This window comes from Candidatus Aegiribacteria sp. (assembly GCA_021108435.1).
Lineage (GTDB): Bacteria > Fermentibacterota > Fermentibacteria > Fermentibacterales > JCC-6 > Aegiribacteria.
In genome coordinates, this window is the sequence record JAIOQY010000032.1 from 46766 (window position 1) to 66980 (window position 20215).

A 20215-nucleotide genomic window follows, 5' to 3' on the forward strand; every position below is an offset into this window, starting at 1 on the left:
CTTGAACACTCTTGATGGCTATAGTGTATATTTTTATCATGTATGTGTCCATAGAAGAATTTCAGTAGACTTCATATAGTTGACGTACAGGTATACTTCATATTTTGTAGTATATGACCGGCAGAAACACAGGAAGGATTTCTCATATGCGTACTATTATGATAATTATATCAGGTTTTATATTACTGATATCCTGCGGAGAATCACCGCCTCAGGGAGAATTGGATTTTTCTCTCGATGAAGAGATTGTATCCGATCATATCCCAGAGGTTACCGATACTGCTTTGTTAGAAGATACACTTCTCATGGCTTCCGAGAATGAAGAGGTTATCAGCACTGAAGGCCCCGAAGGGACCTGGACAACAACAATGGGAGTAATGGAATTAAGCATTGATGATCGGGGACATGTGAATGGTGCTTATCCTCTTGGATCCATTAATGGTGAACTTGATGGAACTGTCCTGGAATTCACATACTCAGAAGGTACGCTTGAAGGCTCCGGTTCCTTCGTTTTCAATGAGGAGTTCAGTTCTTTCCAGGGGATTCAGGATATCGCGGGCACTGAGCTTATCTGGAACGGTCAGAGGATGTAGAGTAAATGATTTCGCGATTGACAATTCCGGAAGAACTGCAGAAAAGAGCACTTTCCATCAGAGGTGACGTTCCGTCTCCTCTCACATCCTTGATGATAAGAACTGCATGGGAGCCGGTCATATCCCGATTGGAGGAGTTTAGATCGGGGGAGACGGTAACCCTCGTGGTCAATGATTCAACCAGACCAGCATCATTTCGCATGCTGGCTCCGGTCGAACATGAACTCAGAAGTAATGTAAGAATCCTTTTTGCAACCGGGACGCACCGCCCGGTTACATTCGAAGAGAAAAATCTGCTTCTGGGTGGATTATTTCCTGAAGCCGCATGGAAAAATTCTGATTGTGATTCAAGTGAAATGATACTTATCGGCATAACTTCGAGAGGTACGCCGGTCAGTGTTGATCCATGGATTCTTGATGGAAATCCTGTGGTGTCAGTGAATTCCGTTGAACCTCACTATTTCGCGGGATATACAGGCGGCAGGAAATCATTTCTTCCCGGTGTATCTGCGAGGGAGTCAATAGTACTGAATCATTACCTGGCCTGTCTGCCCGGCGCCATGCCCGGAAAACTCAACGGTAATCCGGTACATCTTGATATGATGGAAGCCCTTGAATTGATTGAAGAACACGTTGAAATCGTACAGGGAAACGGCGTAGTGCATGACGGTGAACTTGTGCACTTCATAACGGGATCCTGTGAAGGATCATTCATGGCTGCTGTAGATGTCTGTTCCCGTTTGTCTACTCTTGCGGAAACCGATAAATCACCTGTTGTCGTTCTTCATCCCGGCAGTCCGCTGGATATAAGCCTGTACCAGTCGGAGAAGGCCATATACAATTGCCATTCCCTTGTTGAGGATGGAGGCGTTCTCCTGCTTGTAAGTTCCTGTACGGAAGGGCTGGGAGCAGATCACATGGAAAAGGCTTTTAAAGCCTCAATGGATTCGGACTGGGAAGCACCGGAGATTGACCGGTACAATCTGGGAGATCACTCGATTGTCAGATTGACGGACATGAGAAAGAGAATCCGCCTTGCTCTGGCAAGCGGTCTTCCGGACGCGATTGTTTCCGGAATGGGTATAGAACCCGTACATGATATATCGGATTGGTTGCAGCAACAGGGATGCTTCAATCCTCTGTTTGTTCCTAGAGCAGGATTTGTTGTGCCTTTGCCGGAGAGAGAGACTTAACATGTGGAATTTCAGAACAAGACTCCTGCCTATGATTGTTACAGGTATTCTGATCTGGGTATTTTTTCTGTACAGTCACAACCTTGTATCAAGGCTTAAAGAGACAAGAGCGAGCGCAAATGAGACTATAGCCTGGTTCTGGGCAGGCACTCAGGTTCCAATGAGCAGATTATCGGAACTGGGATCATTGAGTGTATGTTCCCAATGTGGATCCTCCGAACCATTTGATTCGGTTCTGCCTGATACCACTATTTCTCGTTTCTGCCGGGAATGCGGCCGGGAAACGGAATGGCATGTAGTTTCTATAATTGATTTCGAAGAAAGAAATCTGATTTCCAGAAGAACAAGTGCTTTGTTTCAGGAACTGGTGAACAGACTGGAATACTATACTATCCTTTCCGATCAATTCATGGTCCCCCAGGTAGTTAACGGGACTGCAGTTCCTGATACGATTAGCGAGCGTGATATGAAATCGTATCAGGAAATGATTATTACACTTGACGAGCTGAATCCACCAGTCCCTATGGAAGGAGCTTCCGGAGAAATCATTGGATATCTTCACTATGGATCGGATGATCTTACCAGAGAATTGACACTTGTACCGTATATCGAACTTGGAATGCTTTTCCTTCTGGCTTTTCTTTTCATGTATGCGATCAGGATTGAAACGAAAAGAGAAAAGGAGTTATCCTGGATAGGATTCGCCAAAGAAACAGCTCACCAGATAAGTACTCCGCTGACCTCTCTAATGGGATGGCTGGAACTTCTTCACGAGAGACCTGAAGCACATACGGACAAAGAATTTTCCGAGGCTCTTGAATACATTGAAAACGATGTTGAAAGATTAAAGCAGATTGCAAACAGATACGGTCAGATGGGAAAAAAGCCCAAACTTGAGAACAACCTTGTTAATCCCATAATACTTGATACTGTTCATTATTTCTATGGGCGCCCCGGATTAATAAATGAAGAAATCAAACTGGAGACAGATCTTTGCTCGGAACAGATAGTGTATCTCAATAGAGTGTTGTTCGGCTGGGTTGTTGAAAACCTTCTCAAGAACTCGCTTTCATCGCTTGGTTCAGAGAGATCCGGAATGATCATGATAACTTCCAATGATATCGAAGAGGGTCCCGGATTAGTCGAAATTGAAATTGCGGATAACGGGAAAGGTATTGCCTTCCGTGATCAGAAAAAAATATTCAACGCTGGATTCAGTACGAGGCGTGGTGGATGGGGCCTTGGCCTTACTCTCAGTAAGAGAATCATTGAAGAATATCATAATGGGAGCATTCGTCTCAGGGCAAGTTCACCCGGTAAGGGAACAACCTTCACAATAGTACTTCCAGCCGCACCAAAAGGTGAAGAATGATAACTGTACTATGGGTGGATGATGAAATAGCACACCTCCAGAGTCATATACGATTCCTCGAGAAGCGTGGATATAAAGTCCTGACCGCAAGCAGCGGGAACGCAGCTCTTGATTCATTGAGAGAGAATCGGGTGGATATAGTACTGATGGATCAGATGATGGTAGGGATGGACGGACTGGAGACTGTTTCCATCCTGCGAAAAAATTATCACGCACTTCCCGTTGTTATGGTTACTCAGAGCGAAGAAGAAGAACTGATGGATCTTGCTATTGGTGGTGAAGTAGATGATTACCTTACCAAACCTGTCAATCCCAGTCAGATACTCCTTGTAATAAAGAGACTGGTTATGGGAACCCGTTTAAAAACTCAGAGAGCCGCAAGAGAGATTGTTGATCAGACCACCAGGATAATGGACATACGAAGCCATGAGATGGACTGGCAGGAGTGGGTTAATATTTACAGATCATGGGTGGAGATGGATGTCGCATCCAAAGGATCTCTTGCCGATGAAATGAAGACAGTTCAGAAAACCAGGTTCGATGATCTTGCAATAGATTTTTCAAAACATGTTGAGCACAGTTATCCTGACTGGATTGCCGGTACAGGTTCTGATTCACCCTTGATGTCTCATAATTATCTTGAAAGAGTGGTTATCCCTCAACTGGAATCATCAAGCGAAATTGTTATGCTCATTATTGACTGCATGCGGTATGACCAGTGGCTGACGATGGCGCCTGTGCTTGAAAAATGGTTTCATATTGAGACTGAGTTTATGTTGACAGTACTTCCCTCAGCCACGCCTTACAGTCGAAACTCTATTTTTGCCGGTCTGCTTCCACGTGATATATGGAGATTTCATCGTCACAGATGGATTGAGCATTACGGTGTCCCTGGATTGAACAGGTATGAACATGAATTCCTGTCTGAAGCATTGAAACGGCTTGGATGTGTAAGACATTCCAATCCGGATTACGTAAAAATCAGTAACAGGAAAGAAGGAGAAGTTCTCCTGCATTCACTTTCCCGGAATTTGCAGAATGGATTCCTTGCGGTTGTTGTAAATTATATTGATCATCTTACCCACGGCAGGTCTGAACTTGATCTCATACGTGATCTTGCTCCGGACGTTGCCAGTTTTCGCAGTCTTGCCGAGACTTGGTTTAAATCATCCTTCCTCAAAATTCTGTTCCAGACACTTGCCGCACGGGGCACCACCGTACTTGTTACCAGCGATCATGGTTCTGTTTTTACAGCCAGAGATACCAGGATCATGGGTAGAGGAGTATCAGGCAGTATAAGATACAGATACGGGAGCAACCTGTCTGTGGATCCCAGAACGGCAATAACTGCCAGGAAACCCGCAGAATGGGGTCTGCCGGATGATACTCCGGCAAAAAATTATCTGTTTGCAAGGTCTGATTATTTCATGATGTTTCAGAATGTACCCCGGAATGAAATGCAGAAATTCAGAAACACATTCCAGCATGGCGGTGTGTCTCTTGAGGAAGTGATAGTTCCAAGCATCGTTCTGAAACCAAAGAATATGAAATGATGAACCGGATTGATCTTGAACATCTTGCAGAGAAGATCGCTTTGAGTATGTATCCAGGAGATAACATCTTCCTTGTAGGTGATCTTGGAGTGGGCAAATCAGTATTCGCGAGAGCTGTTCTCAGAACACTCGGAGTGACAGGTAATATTCCAAGCCCGAGCTTTATAGTTGACGCGGTTTACTACACTGGAAATAAGGAAATCCATCATATTGATCTCTACCGACTTGAGGGAGCCCATCGGGAGCTGCACTCCCTTGGTATCTTTGAAGCGCTTGATTCAAGCTCTCTGGCAGTTGTAGAATGGGCGGATCGGCTTGAAGAGGAGATTCTGGATAATGGAGTACTGATAAACATCGGTTTTACAGATGATCCGAATCTGAGAGAGGTGGTCGTGGATGACCGGCGTCTGGCTGGGAATTGAAACATCAACCTCCACCGGAGGTGTTGCACTGGTCAGGAATGGGAAACTTGTTGCCGAGGAGTACCTGCCTGTCGCTGCTGTTCACTCTGAAAAAGTTCTCCCGTGTATATCAAACCTCCTGGAAAAAACAGAGATTTCTCCCGAAGAGATCTCAGGAATCGCGGTTTCTTCCGGTCCGGGATCCTACACCGGTTTGAGGATCGGCATTGCCACAGCCATTGGTCTGTCTGCAGGCTGGGAGATCGGTCTGAAAGGTGTTGAGACTCTCAGGGTTCTTGCTTCATCAGTTACCACTGAGAATCCTGTTCTGGCGTGTATCAGAGCCAGACAATCTGAAGTTTTTGCCGCGCTGTATGAAAGCAGTTCTCCAGATGCAGAGATTCTTATCCCTCCCGGGGTTTATATGGTTTCAGCACTATTGAAGGAATTATCAACAGGAGATGAATTGATCGCTGTAGGAAGTGGAAGAAGTGAAATTTCGCTCCCTGATTCAGTACAATGGGTACCCGAACTATGGGATATTCCCAGACCATCTCTTGTTGCACTGATCGGCAGTATCAGGGCTGGAGCCGAGGGATTCGACAGGACCATAACTCCTGTCTACCTGCGGGGTTTCAACGAGAAGGCGAAGAGCAGTGTGCGCTGAATTGCGAGTTGCTTCGAAAAGAGACATCACTGAAATTCTGGAGATCGAGAATAAGTACTTTCCATGCCCATGGAGCGCAGAACAGATAACTGCCTGCATAAACACGCCTTTCGTGCGAACATGGACAGCAAGAACTGATGGGAAGGTAGCAGGATACGTTACCGCAAATCTTGTGTCAGAGGAAATTCATATTATCAACCTTGCCGTTCGTGATGAATTCCGGAGACAGGGAATCGGTACATTTCTTCTAAAAGCAGCGGAATATTGGGGAAGTCGACTGGGAATAGCCGCTTCAAGGCTTGAGGTTAGGGAATCCTCAAAACCTGCAATTGCGTTCTACTTGAGGAATGGATACAGACAGACGGATCAACTGAGCTGTTACTATCCTGATTCCGAGGATGGCCTGGAGTTTCAGGCGATCCTGGTTCCTGATGAAACAGATGTCGGTATTGCACGGTCAATTGCTAGTCTCTGTGAGAGTATTCCGCGTGTTGGTATCGTACTCGGATCGGGCCTTTCATGGCTTGCCGATTCATTCGGGAATGGAACTGAAATTACGTATCCCGAAATAACAGGATTTTCTCATGCCAGATTGCCCGGGCATCCCGGGAAGCTTGTATTCAGCGAGTGCGGCAATTTTGTGTTCCTGCTGGGAAGGCGTCATTATTACCAGGGTTACAGCGGTGATCAGGTATCTCTTCTTCCAGGCGTGCTTGGAGATCTTGGTGTATTATCATGGGTATTGATGTCTTCTTCAGGAGCGGTGGATCCAGCCCTTGATTGTGGTGACATTATTGTCTTCAGTGATCATGTCAATTTTTCGGGTTGTATTCCCGAATCCACTAAAGGAAGAGTTGGGCGATACGTTTATTCAGAAGAACTACGGGAACTGGCACTTTCGATTGCTTCAGAAACTGGTGCTTCTGTCGATAAAGGGATTTTTGCCTGTGTATCCGGTCCGGCCTATGAAACGTCTTCAGAAATACGGTTTCTGAGAAGAAACGGCATTTCATCCGTTTCCATGTCAACAGTACCGGAGGCTCTGCTGTTATCTTCACGTGGATTTGACGTTGTGGCTCTTTCTCTAATCACAAATGCCGTGTTACCTGGCGAAAAGGTGACTCATGATGATGTGCTGGCTTCACAGACTGTAATTCGAAGGAAGCAGGAAGAATTCCTTATTGCTTTTCTCAGGGAGATTGCCGCTCGTGAATTACGCTGAAGCGGAAGAATACCTTTTCGGGAGAAGACGAATGGGTATGAAATTCGGCCTGGATCGTGTTCGCTGTCTTCTGAATGATGCCGGCAATCCACAGAAACACTTCAGGACAATCCACGTTGTCGGAACAAACGGGAAAGGCAGTACAACTGCCCTGCTTGCTGAGATCCTGTACCACCTTGGTTATAAAGTCGGCAGAATCACATCACCTCATCTCCTTCATTATCGGGAAAGAACAGCGATTAATAATGTCTGGATACCTGAGGAAGCCGTAATTGAGTTTATGGAGCTTTTCAAAGAAAGGATAGAGAAACACAGCGCGACTTTCTTTGAAATAACAACGGTTATGTCGGCATGGTTCTTTGAAAAGGAAGGTGTTGATTTCGTTGTCGCCGAAGCAGGTCTTGGCGGAAGACTTGATGCCACGAGACTCCTGGATGGCGAATGCACTCTTTTCACAGGTGTTGAACTCGAACACAGGCGAATACTTGGATATACAGAAACCCTTATTGCAGCTGAAAAGGTTGCGATTGCCCGGAGGGGTTCAACTCTTATTGCCTTTAAACAGAAGCCTGAAGTTGAAGAGGTATTGACCGCTGCTGAAAAAGCCGGAAGTCTCATTCGCATAAGACCTGAATCGACGGAGTTATCACCTCTTCCAGGAGCGCATCAGAAACGTAACTCCGGACTGGCTCTGTCCGCTGCCCTGATGTTTTCCGGTTACACGAAGGAAGATGTACAACCAGCATTCGAAAAATCATGCAAAACTCTCAGATGGCCGGGACGACTTGATCTCCATTCAGGATCACCGTCCATACTTTTCGATGTGGCGCACAGCCCGGGTTCGGTTGAGTATCTGGTTTTCTATCTGAAGAAGAACTGGAAACTTCCTGTACCGGCCGTAGTGGGATTTCTGGAAGACAAATTCTGGAAGGAAATGACAGAACAGCTTTGCGAGGTTCTGAATCCTGTCATAACAACTACACCTCTCAACGAGAGATCTCTTCCTGCAATCTCTCTGGCGGAGCAGTTTCAGGATGCTGGAGTGGAAACGTTCTGGAGAGATGATATCGGTGAAGCGATGAATCTAGCCCGGTCTTTTCAGTCTGATCTGATTGTTGTGACCGGTTCTTTCTTCGTTGTGGGATGTGCTATGCATCATGCCTGGCGGAATGAGTGGATAGCTCTGCCGGAAAAAGGGGATGAGCAGAATCAGCTGTTCCAAAACGTTGACAGTTATCATCGGACTGATGTATAGGTATTGCTTATGAAAAATAGAGATTCAGTTCAGAAAACTGGAGGTTGAATTAAATGACCGATAAGAAAACCGTTGTTTCCGAGCAGATGGATTCGTCGAAAGAAGATAACAGGGCAGCACCTTTTACGCTGATAAATTACCTGCTGTTCGCAATCGGGTTGCTGGACATAGTAATCGGATGGTTCCTGCTTCGGGGAGGACACATTACAATCGCTCCCATCATGCTTATCGTGGGTTACTGTGTGATAATACCTTTCGCGATCATGTTCAGAAAGAAAGCAACGGAAAACGCCTGAGGTGAAATTCTTTCCCGCTGTATTTTTAACGATTATGCTTTTATCGTGCGAGAGTAATAATGAAATGTTCTTTCTTCCTGAACCTCTTCCACTGACCGAACAGGACAACGCCTTCGTAACTGTTCCCGGAGGATTATACATAACAGACGAACATGATACTCTTTCGATTAATGGTTTTCGCCTTGGAAGATACGAAGTCACAAACAGACTGTTCTACAGTCTTGCTGATGATGCCGGAATTGAATTACCGCCAGATCCTGTTTTTTCGGGAATGGAAAAGTATCTTTTCAATTATCCCAACTATCCTGTTGTGAATGTCAGTATGGATGAAGCCGCTGCAGCAGCAGCTGAAATGGGAGGCAGACTGCCCACCCGCGCGGAATGGGAATATGCTGCTTCACTTGGGATATCAGGAGACATGTCAGGGCAGTATCCTTGGGGATCACTTGATCCTTCCGATGCTGAATACCCGGCCAATTACCTTTCATCCGATGAATGGGAGACAAGAGGATTAGATGGATACCTCTGGACAGCTCCGGTGGATTCTTTTCCTCTTAATGATGCAGGTTTCGCCTGCCAGGCTGGAAATGTCGCTGAATGGACCATGTCTACGGATTCACTTGTGCCGGTCTGCGGTGGTGCCTGGCTGTCACCAGCGGGGGATATTACGATCAGCAGCGTCAAATACCTGGCATCTGGCGACCGTGCCCGACATATCGGGTTCCGCATCCTGCTCCCGGGGACGTAGTCTGTTTCGTCAATTTAGACAGCATTAATGGGTATATATTAAATAATAAATAGACCTAATACGTGCAATTTGATTAATTACAATAAATATTAGATAAGCATTCAATGAGCAGGATAAAGTAATCTGAAATGAGAGACTACAGTTAATATCCTATAAGAGCATCAGGCTCACATCAGGGGCAGGTCTGCTGAAGGGAAATCACATTGCATATAAAGAAAACAGGTCTTCTGCTGAGTTTGATTCTAATTTCTGCAAGCTTAACCTTGGCTGATTGGCAAAGCTTCCAATTGACCGATAACAGTTATGCGGAATCAATGTCCTCAGTAGACTTAGATCCATCCGACATTCCTCATTTTGCCTGGTGCTCCAATAACGATGGTGACTATGATATTTACTATCTTTCTGAAATCACCGGAACACCAGTAAAAGTTACCGATAATAACACTAATGACCTGTATCCTCGTTTAAGGATAGATCAGGCAGGGAATGCACATATTGCCTTCAAGGGACATGATGGTCATGATTATGAAGAATTTTATGTGAACAACATTGGCGGCAGTTTTTGCGACCCGGTGCAGGTTAGTTTCACAGAAACAGATGTTGGTGTCTTTGTCCCTGAACACTCATGCTTAAGTATTGATCCTGCCGGCGTTGCCCATATTGCTTACAAATATGGGTACTATGAATATGGTAACTGGGATATTTATTATGTAAACAATGAGGGAGGGTCATTTGGATCATCGACCAGAGTCACTGATGAAACAGGAGGAAAAAGTTACGTCAGACCTTCAATGGCTCTGGATAGTAACAGTTTCGTTCATACTGTATTTGAAAATGGAGCCAATATACTCTACACAAACAATGTTGCAGGGACATTCGACAGTCTGACAACAGTAAGTGCAGGAACGATTTGTTGGCACTCTTCGATAGGGATCGATTCCTCAGACAACGTTCATGTCTCTTACTCTAAATACCATGGGGGAGCTTACTATATTAACAATGTGGGCGGAAGTTTTGAGACCACAGTAACCTTGACAACCGCAAACAGTATTAATGAAGTCACAGCTTTAGTAGTGGATCATTTAGATAATATTCATGTTGCCTATATCGGCGGGGATTTTGGAACCCCTAATACTCATGAGCTGTATTATGTGAATAATTGCACCGGGAGTTTTGAGGTTCCCGAACAGTTAACCTTCAATAGTGAGCATACCGCAAATATATCATTAAGCATTGATTCTGTTTGTGCTGGTCATATAGCATTCCTGGAGGGATTATATGGAAGTAATGATTATGAAGTCTGGTATTGCACAAATAGTGAATTTGTTGGCATATCTTCTGACAATGCAAGCTACTCAGGTAGCAGCCCTTCTACATTTTCGTTACAGAACCATCCAAATCCGTTCAATCCGACAACAACCATCAGCTATCAATTATCAGTTAATGCGAATATAACCCTCAGCATTTACAACATACTGGGACAGAAGTTGCGGACATTGGTAAATGAAAATAAACCTGCTGGTTATCATTCAGTACTCTGGAATGGCACCGATGAAAACAGCCAGCCTGTTCCTTCAGGAGTGTATTTTTATCAGTTAACAACAGGGAGCGATATATCTGAAACGAAACGAATGATGTTCTTGAAATAGCAGGCTGGGCTAACCTGAAAATTCCAACAGCTTTCACTATTATGATATCCGGGAGGACACTGATGGAATCAATGACTGGCTTCAGTCGAGCTGAAACCGGAAGATTTTAGTATTGCGCACTATGTCGATAGTATTAAGGAGAGTTCCCATAATGCAGGTAATTTCTCATTTTCTGCTGATTTTTCTTGTTTTCATTAATTCATCAGCTCAAATCCTGGATGAAACAGATTCAATTGATATTCCACCCGGCGGTTACGCCTGGTCAATTTATAATGATACCTCTGTTTCTCAGGTATTTACAACTGTTTCAACGTTTGCTCCCGGTCCGTGGCCTGGTATTGATGATCAGCAATTGCGTGAATTTCTTACGGAACCTGCATTAGAAGCACTTGATTTGGCTGATGAGTGGCTGATTCATGATCTCCTTGTGAAGTTTGCTGATCTTCTTTTCGAACCCGTTGATGTGTCTTCTCCTGTTCAGCCGGCCTTTGCTGATGTAAACAGTGATGCTTCATCAGATCTTATTCTGACAGATGATGATGGGGATATTCACGCATATGTCGCTCCGAACTGGGAAGAATTCCAGAGTCCTATTGAGGAATTTGATTTCCAGGTCTTATGCGATATCAATAATGATGGACTTGCGGATACCGCCCTGATAAGCAGCGATGGTACACTCACGATTGAAAGCGGAGGCCTGCCCTTTCTGACTGCTTCCGGATTTGATTTCTCAGCCGTAACAGGTGTAGCCCTTTCTGATATGGAAGGTGACGGACTTGCTGATCTTATTGCAGGAACGGAATCAGGTAAGGTGCTGGTATTCCGGAATAGAGGTACTGTTGAAACCCCTGTATTTCTTCCATTCTCCTCAGAATCAGAGCTGTTCTTTCCCATGAACCCGGGAGCTTTTACAATACCTGAAATTTATTCTGTTGATGATACAACCATGTGTCTTGCTGCGGGAACTCAGCAGAGCGGTTTGAAATTGTACCGCCTTAACATTGATTCACAGGTGTATGCGGATGAATGGGTTGAGATTGAGTCCGTATTATCAAGTGAGAAACTCCAGAATATTTCACCGGTCGTGATTTGTCTTGATGGAGAGACAAAGCTTATATGCTGTTCCCGTTACGGTGCGCTGTATGAAGTGATATCCGATCCGGATTCTCTTCAAATGCTGAGTCTTCCCCCTGTTCCGGGCACATATCCTTCTTTGGCTTATGGTTGTCTGAACGGAGACCTGGAACCCGATCTCGTTGCAGGAACAATGGAAGGTGATGTGTTCATGCTTCGCGGCTATCGGAATGGGTGGTTTGAAGGTTCCTGGGAGCGTATACCGGATTTTCCAGCCATTTCTTCCGGTACTCCAGCTTTTTTCGAAGATGGAATCATCTTTGGTTCGAAGGATGGTGATATCAGATACTATGTCCGGACTGAGGAAGAAACATGGACTGATGTTACAGACATCTCGCCTTTCAGAGGAATTGATGTCGGAGAATATTCAAGTCCGTGTACGGCGGATTTCAACAGTGATGGTGTGGACGAACTCATCATCGGAAACTCAAGTGGCAATCTAACCTGTTTTGAGCTTGACGAGAATGCCTGTAATGGGGAGCCGTTCTTCATTGAGAAACACTCTTTCAGATTTGCCCCCAACAGAGCTGTCTCGGAACTGAATAGATATTATTCGAGATATTTCTCCCCTTATTCATTGCTCCGCACACCATCAGATTCCATGATTGTAAACGCCTTCGCAAGAGAGGTTATCGAAGCTGATCCTCTAATCAGAGACGAAATTGCATACTGTGTTGCAAATACTCCGACTGAAATTCTCAGGGAAATGTACGAGAATGGTGACAGTGATATCTTCAGTAATAACGCTTTACAGCTTTATTCATTGGCGAATGAGCTTGAATACGTGAGACTGACTGAATCAACTGATGGGACAATCTGCGAACTGCTTATCGACAGTGGATGGGTTACTATCAAAAGAGAGAACTACTACAGATTCGTCGTACATCCCAGAATACTCTTCGAAGTTCCTGGCAGGATAGATGCTGATTACTGGCTGACAGATGCGGATTCTCTGGAACTTACGATGGAGGAATGGCTCAGGCATGAACCGGACAGCCTTTTCGGTGAATCTGAGAACCATGTGTTCTGGCGGGAAACAATTCCGTCTGACCATTCGCATGGACCTGTTCTTATTCAATCGATGAGGAAGGCGCGAACGTACGAAGAAGCAGTACTGAGAATCTGCAATTACCTTGCCTGGTCTCAGCCTAATGGAATTATGACTTTCGGATATCTCACGAATGATCTTCAGCCCATGGTGATCTACAGAAAAGGCTACGGCTCCTGTGGTGAACAGTCCATTCTGCAGACAGCTCTATGCAGAGCCTTTTTCATTCCGGCGTATGTTGTAGGGTGCAGGGGTGAAGATCACCAGTGGAACCACTACCTTAATCCATCAGACGGCAGATGGAATCACTGGGATATCAATTATGGAATTCGAGGTATTGGGCACGTATGGGTATCAGGCGAAGGAAACGCTCATAGCAGGAAAACAATATCCGCAATCACCGCATTCGGACCGGAAGATACTGTATGGCCTGTTACCAGAAGTGTTGCTGTTCCCGAGGGTTCCGGATATATGCCGGGGGATTCAGGATATACCGCTACTGCTCATGTTGAAGTAATGGTCAGCGATGCCCGGGGAACACCTGTTGAAGGAGCGATGGTTCTCATGAGATCGCACTGGGACAGGGCTAACATGGTTTCCATATTCAACTACACCAATGAAATGGGTAAGTGTTCATTTGAACTGGGATGGGAACCGTACGGAGGATATACTCTTGATATCGTGACACCATATGGAGTTACGGGATGTTCTAATATCTCCTTTTCCGAAGGGAAAGACTATACTCTTGAATACTCGGTGCCGGGAACCATACCGGATATGCAGGAGATCCTGCTTCCGGAGAACGCCCCTTCGGATGGAATTCATGCTTCAGCTGTGCTCTACCCGGTTTCCTATTATACGGGTACACTTTATTCGCTTGATAACGAAGAAGACAATGGAGGGTATGGAGGCACAAGATGGACTGAATGGCCGGAGAGTCACTCGTCGGCGATTCCTGTTTTCATGGATGGAGAGAATTTCCGGAACTATGCAAATGGATTCAACTGCCGTGCTCTTCCAGCTCCATTCCGTTCTGAACCGGGCGATACATGTTTTGTTGTTCTGGACAACAGAAACAATCTGTTCACATGGCGAAGATTCTCCGGAATGGAAACTTACCGCGCACTTTCGAGTGATCTGCCTCCCGTCGATACAGCCTGGCTCAATGCTCCGGTGCCCATTCGCATTCCAGGTGTTTCTCCTGTTCCCGAATATGCTTTCTCCGATAGCTCCAGCGGTCAGAACTGGATCAAATTGTTTTCGGAAGTCCAGATAGAACAGGATGACCCTGATGATCCTCTTTCCGCGGGATGGATCCTGGGACCATTCCGATTACCTGCGAACGAGAGAAGCCTTTCAATCGGAACAACAGGAATAACTCCTGATCTGGATATGGATCTGTTTCTCTTCAAGGATCAGAACAGTAACAGGCTGGTAGATGGAATGTCCGAGGTTGCTGAAAGCTCCTCTTCTCCCACGTCCAATGAGAATATCTTTATTCCCGATCCGGATACTTCAGCAGTATACTGGATCTACATGCAGGGCTGGCAGGTGCCTGATGAGACGGGAAAAGTCGATCTGGGACTTGCATTTGAGCCGGAAATGCTTCGAATCCACTCACTCGAACCCTCAGGCTGTCTTGATTCGATTCCTGAGCGCTTCAGCTTTGAGATTGAGCCTGAAATGATGGAGAACGAGCGAATGCTGGTTCTGTTTGGCGAAGCTTCAGTTATTCCAAGGCTAGTTAATGAGAAATTGGTTTTTGACAGACCGTCTCAATGCAGTAAATCCGAAATTCCTGAATTATCGATTCTTGACGAAAACGGAGAATTAATTGAAAGAGTATTCTGGACCGTGCAGACAGACAGTACTCCACCTGTAATCAGCGAGTATTCGGTAAGTATGGATTCAACATTGATGTTTGCTCATATAACTGTAAAATGTATAGATGAAGATACGGGAATTCTAAACGCAACCCTTTCCGCAGAGGGGCTTGACGATGCTGTACTTATTATGGGCGAGGACTCAATCTGGACAGTCGATCTGAATCTAACTCAGGTTTCAGCGCAGCCTGTCGCGATCATACTGAGTTTTGAGGATATGGCCGGGAATGAAAAGGTTAGCGAGCCTTACATTATTACTGTTCCGGAAAGACCTCTGGCACTGTTTCATTCAGAGTATCCCGGAGGCACAACATACGATCATAGACCGATATTACAGATTTGCGTTGATTTCTCGGATAGTATATTGACCTGGGAAGCTCGAGCTGAACTTTCTGACAGTTCCGGTGATGTCATGTATGTACTGTCGCCTCTTGCAATGTATGAAGATCTGGTTCAGTTCAGGCCACCATCATATCTTGATGATGGCGAATACAGCATATCCATAACTTTTCTTTCCTGTGACGGAGAGGAACTTGCTGGATATTCATGGAGTTTTACCGTTGACAGGATGGATACTCCCGAAACAGGTTTGGAACGTTAGGTTCGGATGGTGGGCGAAGAGGGACTTGAACCCCCGACATCCTGCTTGTAAGGCAGGCACTCTAGCCAGCTGAGTTATTCGCCCACGAAACTGATGGTTGTTGCTTTCGCGACCGGAGAGCATATATGATTTGACAGATGTTGTCTGTCAAGAACGTTGAGGTTCTGAGTTATCGAATGAACGGAGAATAACCGGGTGGACAAAAAGAACACAGATCAATGCGAGTGCCCGGGCAGTATTATCCCTGCAGCAAGAAGATCGGACATCTATAAAAAACTGCTTGCTCTGAAAAAAACATATAACACTAAAGTTATCATTGATCAGAAGGATGGTGATGACCTGGTTCTGGTCGGCGTTGCCGCAATAGACTGGCCCGGTCTCGCTACAATTGTGCTCAGCGAACTTCATCATTCCGGTTGGAATCTGGACCTTCTCGAGGGCTTTGCGTTAAGGAGTGAAGGGCTTCGAAGAGGATATGTGATTACGGGAATTCGGGATGAAAATTCAGAGAGAAGAAATAGATTTGCCGCAGATGCAATGAGAATGGCTGATCTTTTAGCCAGACTGGCTCAGGGACGGGCTGGAACAGTGTCACTGCTGTCCAGAGCAGCTGAACGACTGGAGAAGTTCGAGGAAGTAAGGGCTGCACTGGAAGGTCTCTATGGTGATGAAGGGATTCCTTCAGGTATTCTAGGCGAGAAAGGTGAACTGGTTCTGTTCATCTCTTCCAGGTCTGACGAATACCTTGCGGAGAGAAACGCTCTGGACCTGGCCTGGATCATCAGATCGAATTTTCAACTGGTTAATCAGGTCCGAATCAGCGGTGGTAAAGCCCAGTTTCGGATAAAGAATCTAAATACAACGAGGGAACACCTTACAGGGATAAATATCACGGGATTCGAAAGAGATATCTCCTTTCAGAACTGTGTTACCGCTCTCACACATGCGTGGTTTGGTGCTTCTATCCGCCACCAGAGAAGATATACAACAAGGGACGGAATAATATCCATTCGGATTGAAATGACTGGTCCCACCGGATTAAGCGCAACCAGAGAAGAACAGATAATTATTAGAAGGACCCTCAAAAAGCTTCTTGTTGCTCATGAACTTGAAAGGTTGAACCGGATACATCGATACGGAGGCGGAGAGCACTATGCGAGAGCCTTGATTCCGCTTCTGCTAAAAGAGTGCGAGAATGCGGATATGAACCAGGCTTACCTGGCAGTCGTCTCCTCAACAACTTTTCAGGCACAGCTGAAGCTTGTTCTTGTCTCGAAACAGTCTGATAATGAGAAGCATGATGTAAAAATCATTCAACTTGTCGGCTCAATAAATGAAGTTGACGGTCTTTCAGTTGTCTCCTTCAGATCTCCTTCAAATTACCGTGAGATCTGGGTAGATATCATTGACATTACTGTTGAGCGTGAAGCTTTCATGGAAATGGAGGACGCATATCGGGACGTTAAACTGGCCATAGAAGCCAGTTTCGGTCAGTTCAGGGATTTTGATCGGGGAATGCGGCTAAATGATGTAAGACAGTTGATGGAGATCCGGGAGATGATTCAGGATATTCCTGATCACCTCATCACAGATTTTTACTATCATATCGAGGATTTTCTCAGATCAAGCATGTCAGTCGATGAATTGGCACTTCATATTCGGCTGATCTACGTATCTATCTCATCTTATCTTGAATTCCGAAACAACATTGAAAACCCTTCTTCCCTGGACGTGTTCCTTGGCAAGCGGAAGATTGCGACACTGATATGCTGCGTATCTGAGGTTCATACAGTTTCCTTTCAGCATCTACTTGAAGCAGTAAAGGATTACACTGTGAATGTAAGCATAATAGAGTGGTCCGGAGTTTCAGCATTACTCCTCAGGATTCAGAAAGACGAGAAGGGCTTGAATAAGGAGGATCTCGCTGAAGTATTGAGCAGATTGAAAGTCCTCTGTAATTCTCAACAACCTGACTCTTCTTGACATATGGCAGCAGTATTTCTATTGTTCCCGTCCCTGGCGGCGTAGCTCAGCTGGCTAGAGCAGCGGAATCATAATCCGCGGGTCGGGGGTTCAAGTCCCTCCGCCGCTACCAAAAAACGGGGGCACCTTTTCGGTGTCCCCGCTTTTGTAGTAATCGGGGACGTACCACACTTCTTCAACTTATCAGAAGAAACTGCCTTATCAGTGCATAATCTGAGATTGCATATTTACAGTAATGGCAGCAGGTCGTGCTGCATTACTTCAACTTACGAGAACACTGCTCTCATTTCATCATCGAATCAGCAAGCATGGTTTTATCCTGAGCGAGCGAAGCTAGTAGAAGGGAAACCGAAGGTTCTCCGAAGGAAATCCCTACCTGCCAGCCATGTAAGTGAATGCCCCCTTTTAATGAGGCTTTGTTATTCGTAATGTAAACAGTTACATTCAGTATATGAACGGAGTGTATACTGATAATGAAGAATTCAGTGTTACTTCTGATAGCCTTTTGTGCCTTACTTCACGCAGACACTCTCCTCGTTCCCTCCGAATACCCTTCCATCCAGAGTGCTATCAGCGCTGCTCAGGACGGTGATACAGTGCTTGTGTCCCCCGTGAATATGGAGGACCAATAGGCTTCCAGCAACAGGCTTATCTCTTAGCATACAGGTCTACAATCATCCATCGGGCGTATTAAAGATATTCCTTCAACTCGTGAAGATCCATCCAACTGATTACTCTGGTATTCCGTCTTAATCGCGCCTTCTCTCCACCATATACCAGCCATGAATCCTGATTTTCAATTCCACTGCACTTCTGCCAGAAATCCAGCCCTTTGAAAAAATCGCTGTTCAGAGTTTGACCGGATTTGATTTCAAGTGGAATCAATTCGTCTGCTTTCTCAAAGAGAACATCCACTTCGTGTCCCTTATGATCGCGCCAGAAATACAAATTTGATTGCAGCCCCATATTAAACTGCATTTTAACAAATTCACTGATAACCCAGCCTTCGAACAGATTTCCTCTGAGAGGATGAGATTCCAGCTGCTCGACTTCCCTGATATTCAAAAGCCAGGCGGCAAGTCCGGAATCGTAGAAATAGAGCTTCGGTGATTTTATTATGCGTTTGTTGAAATTACGGAAATGTGGCTGAAGCAGAAAAATCAGATAGCTTGCTTCCAGTATGGAAATCCAGGACTTCGCGGTGTTGTGCGTAATGCCGGCATCTGTTGCCAATCCGGATAGATTAAGGAGTTGCCCGGTTCTGCCGGCGCACAGGCGCACAAATCTCTGAAATGTTCTGAGATCCCTTATATTAAGCATCTGTCTAACGTCTCGCTCAATATAGGTATTCATGTAATTCGAAAACCAGGCGGATGGATTCAAATTGCGATCGTGGATAGGTGGATATAGCCCTCTGTACATTACCGGATCAAGTGCCTGGGGGTGAGAATACACCTCTCCGTACGTGAAAGGCAGCAGTTGAACAAGTGCAACTCTGCCAGCGAGAGATTGTGTTATTCCGGAGTGAAAGCCCAACTGCTGTGAACCCGTGAGGATGAAACGGCCCATCTGAGAACTCTCATCAAGAATGCCCTGCAGGTAAGAAAAGAGTTCCGGACAGCGCTGCACCTCGTCAAGTATTGCACCTTTATCATGAGCGTGCAGGAATTTCCGGGGATCCTCGCGAGCAAGCATTAAGATATCCGGATCTTCAAGAGATACATATGTTTTGTTCGGGAACAGCATTTTAGCCAGGGTTGTTTTTCCTGATTGACGCGGTCCGGTGATTGCAATTGCCGGATAACCTTTAGCCAGGTCTCTGACTGCTTTGGATATATGTCTTTTAATCATGATTGAAAGGTACTTCAAAGAGTGTAGATTGTCAACGCAATTCTCAATTATCACCAATCAGAAACAGGAGCAGAGCTTCCTGATGGTATCTAATCAGTAGGATTGTTCTTGGATGATTTTAGTGCAGGGATAACGCTGCCGAAGCTGGAGTAACCCCTTCAGCCATTCCATGAGGGGGTTCAAAGAACTCTTACTCAGGGCTACCAGAATTTTGCCGCAGGTGTAACAGCCTGTGGCAATTATCTTCAGTAAGACGCATACCTGTCAACGAAAAGCGCCCGGCACACGGCCTGAAGAAAAAGTCCCACTTGCCATGAATGAAGTATACAGTAATATTTACCGCAATGACAGAAAATAATACTGTAATTATGGTAGAAAGTACTGCAATACGGGTGAAAAACACTTCGAATACTGCTGCAAAGGAGGAAGATGCTTAAACAACTATTCGGCTCCGGAACACGGGCAAAAGTTATTGAGTGGCTGTTCATGCATCCAGGTGAGAAGTACTACATCAGGCAGTTATCAGTGATTCTCGAATTGGATTCGACTAACCTTGGTAAGGAACTTGACAGGTTATGTACCCTTGGGATCGTATCCAGATCAAGATTGGGTAATCAGAAGCACTACTCAGCCAATCAGGAGTGTTCGATTTATACTGATCTGAAAAATATCGTCATTAAGACAGGTGGCGTAGCGGATAGGTTGAAATCCTTGCTGAAGCCTATTACTGATAGAATTGAGATTGCTTTCGTGTACGGTTCCATTG

Annotated in this window: 15 protein-coding genes and 2 tRNA genes; 15 read left to right on the forward strand and 2 right to left on the reverse strand. The window is 45.4% G+C overall.

Features of this window, described 5'->3' with window-relative positions; translation table 11 throughout:
* Nucleotides 1-146 precede the first annotated feature (146 nt).
* The 12 genes from K8R76_02070 to K8R76_02125 all read left to right on the forward strand — a co-directional run bounded on the left by K8R76_02070 (nucleotide 147) and on the right by K8R76_02125 (nucleotide 15615).
* Nucleotides 147-593 carry a hypothetical protein gene (locus K8R76_02070; protein MCD4846960.1) on the forward strand — a complete coding sequence of 149 codons (447 nt, stop codon included), beginning with the start codon at nucleotides 147-149 and terminating at the stop codon, nucleotides 591-593.
* 5 nt (nucleotides 594-598) lie between these two features.
* A complete protein-coding gene (locus tag K8R76_02075) occupies nucleotides 599-1786 on the forward strand; it encodes a lactate racemase domain-containing protein (protein MCD4846961.1) in 1188 nt (395 codons plus the stop codon).
* 1 nt (nucleotide 1787) lies between these two features.
* Entirely contained in the window at nucleotides 1788-3158 is a 1371-nt protein-coding gene (locus K8R76_02080; GenBank protein ID MCD4846962.1) for a hypothetical protein, read from the forward strand.
* Nucleotides 3155-4711, forward strand: coding sequence for a bifunctional response regulator/alkaline phosphatase family protein (locus K8R76_02085; protein ID MCD4846963.1), 1557 nt, complete (start codon nucleotides 3155-3157; stop codon nucleotides 4709-4711). The genes K8R76_02080 and K8R76_02085 overlap by 4 nt, the downstream gene beginning before the upstream one ends.
* A complete protein-coding gene (gene tsaE / locus K8R76_02090; GenBank protein ID MCD4846964.1) occupies nucleotides 4708-5133 on the forward strand; it encodes a tRNA (adenosine(37)-N6)-threonylcarbamoyltransferase complex ATPase subunit type 1 TsaE in 426 nt (141 codons plus the stop codon). The genes K8R76_02085 and tsaE overlap by 4 nt, the downstream gene beginning before the upstream one ends.
* Nucleotides 5108-5779: a tRNA (adenosine(37)-N6)-threonylcarbamoyltransferase complex dimerization subunit type 1 TsaB gene (gene tsaB / locus K8R76_02095; protein ID MCD4846965.1), complete on the forward strand. Its 672-nt coding sequence runs from the start codon at nucleotides 5108-5110 to the stop codon at nucleotides 5777-5779. The genes tsaE and tsaB overlap by 26 nt, the downstream gene beginning before the upstream one ends.
* Complete coding sequence (gene rimI, locus K8R76_02100) at nucleotides 5769-7001, forward strand: ribosomal protein S18-alanine N-acetyltransferase (GenBank protein ID MCD4846966.1); 1233 nt, start codon at nucleotides 5769-5771, stop codon at nucleotides 6999-7001. Before tsaB ends, rimI begins: the two co-directional genes overlap by 11 nt.
* The gene (locus tag K8R76_02105; protein MCD4846967.1) at nucleotides 6988-8256 is read left to right on the forward strand and encodes a hypothetical protein; all 1269 of its coding nucleotides are present in this window, start codon (nucleotides 6988-6990) and stop codon (nucleotides 8254-8256) included. The genes rimI and K8R76_02105 overlap by 14 nt, the downstream gene beginning before the upstream one ends.
* A gap of 53 nt (nucleotides 8257-8309) precedes the next feature.
* Nucleotides 8310-8552, forward strand: coding sequence for a hypothetical protein (locus K8R76_02110; protein MCD4846968.1), 243 nt, complete (start codon nucleotides 8310-8312; stop codon nucleotides 8550-8552).
* A gap of 64 nt (nucleotides 8553-8616) precedes the next feature.
* Nucleotides 8617-9300, forward strand: coding sequence for a formylglycine-generating enzyme family protein (locus K8R76_02115; protein ID MCD4846969.1), 684 nt, complete (start codon nucleotides 8617-8619; stop codon nucleotides 9298-9300).
* Nucleotides 9301-9503: 203 nt separating this feature from the next.
* Nucleotides 9504-10949 carry a T9SS type A sorting domain-containing protein gene (locus tag K8R76_02120; protein ID MCD4846970.1) on the forward strand — a complete coding sequence of 482 codons (1446 nt, stop codon included), beginning with the start codon at nucleotides 9504-9506 and terminating at the stop codon, nucleotides 10947-10949.
* A 151-nt stretch (nucleotides 10950-11100) separates the two neighbouring features.
* Nucleotides 11101-15615: a hypothetical protein gene (locus K8R76_02125; GenBank protein MCD4846971.1), complete on the forward strand. Its 4515-nt coding sequence runs from the start codon at nucleotides 11101-11103 to the stop codon at nucleotides 15613-15615.
* Between the two features lie 7 nt (nucleotides 15616-15622).
* Here K8R76_02125 and K8R76_02130 read toward each other — a convergent pair.
* Nucleotides 15623-15699: transfer RNA gene (locus tag K8R76_02130), tRNA-Val, on the reverse strand.
* Between the two features lie 111 nt (nucleotides 15700-15810).
* Between K8R76_02130 and K8R76_02135 the strand changes: the two genes are divergently transcribed.
* Both K8R76_02135 and K8R76_02140 read left to right on the forward strand, forming a co-directional pair.
* Entirely contained in the window at nucleotides 15811-17598 is a 1788-nt protein-coding gene (locus K8R76_02135; GenBank protein MCD4846972.1) for a hypothetical protein, read from the forward strand.
* 35 nt (nucleotides 17599-17633) lie between these two features.
* A tRNA-Met gene (locus K8R76_02140) sits at nucleotides 17634-17710 on the forward strand.
* Nucleotides 17711-18288: 578 nt separating this feature from the next.
* On the opposite strand, the gene K8R76_02145 is transcribed toward K8R76_02140, so the two are convergent.
* On the reverse strand, nucleotides 18289-19449 hold the full coding sequence (locus K8R76_02145) for an ATP-binding protein (GenBank protein MCD4846973.1): 1161 nt from the start codon (nucleotides 19447-19449) through the stop codon (nucleotides 18289-18291).
* 429 nt (nucleotides 19450-19878) lie between these two features.
* Between K8R76_02145 and K8R76_02150 the strand changes: the two genes are divergently transcribed.
* The coding region (locus K8R76_02150; protein MCD4846974.1) for a hypothetical protein at nucleotides 19879-20215 on the forward strand (337 nt) is incomplete at its 3' end.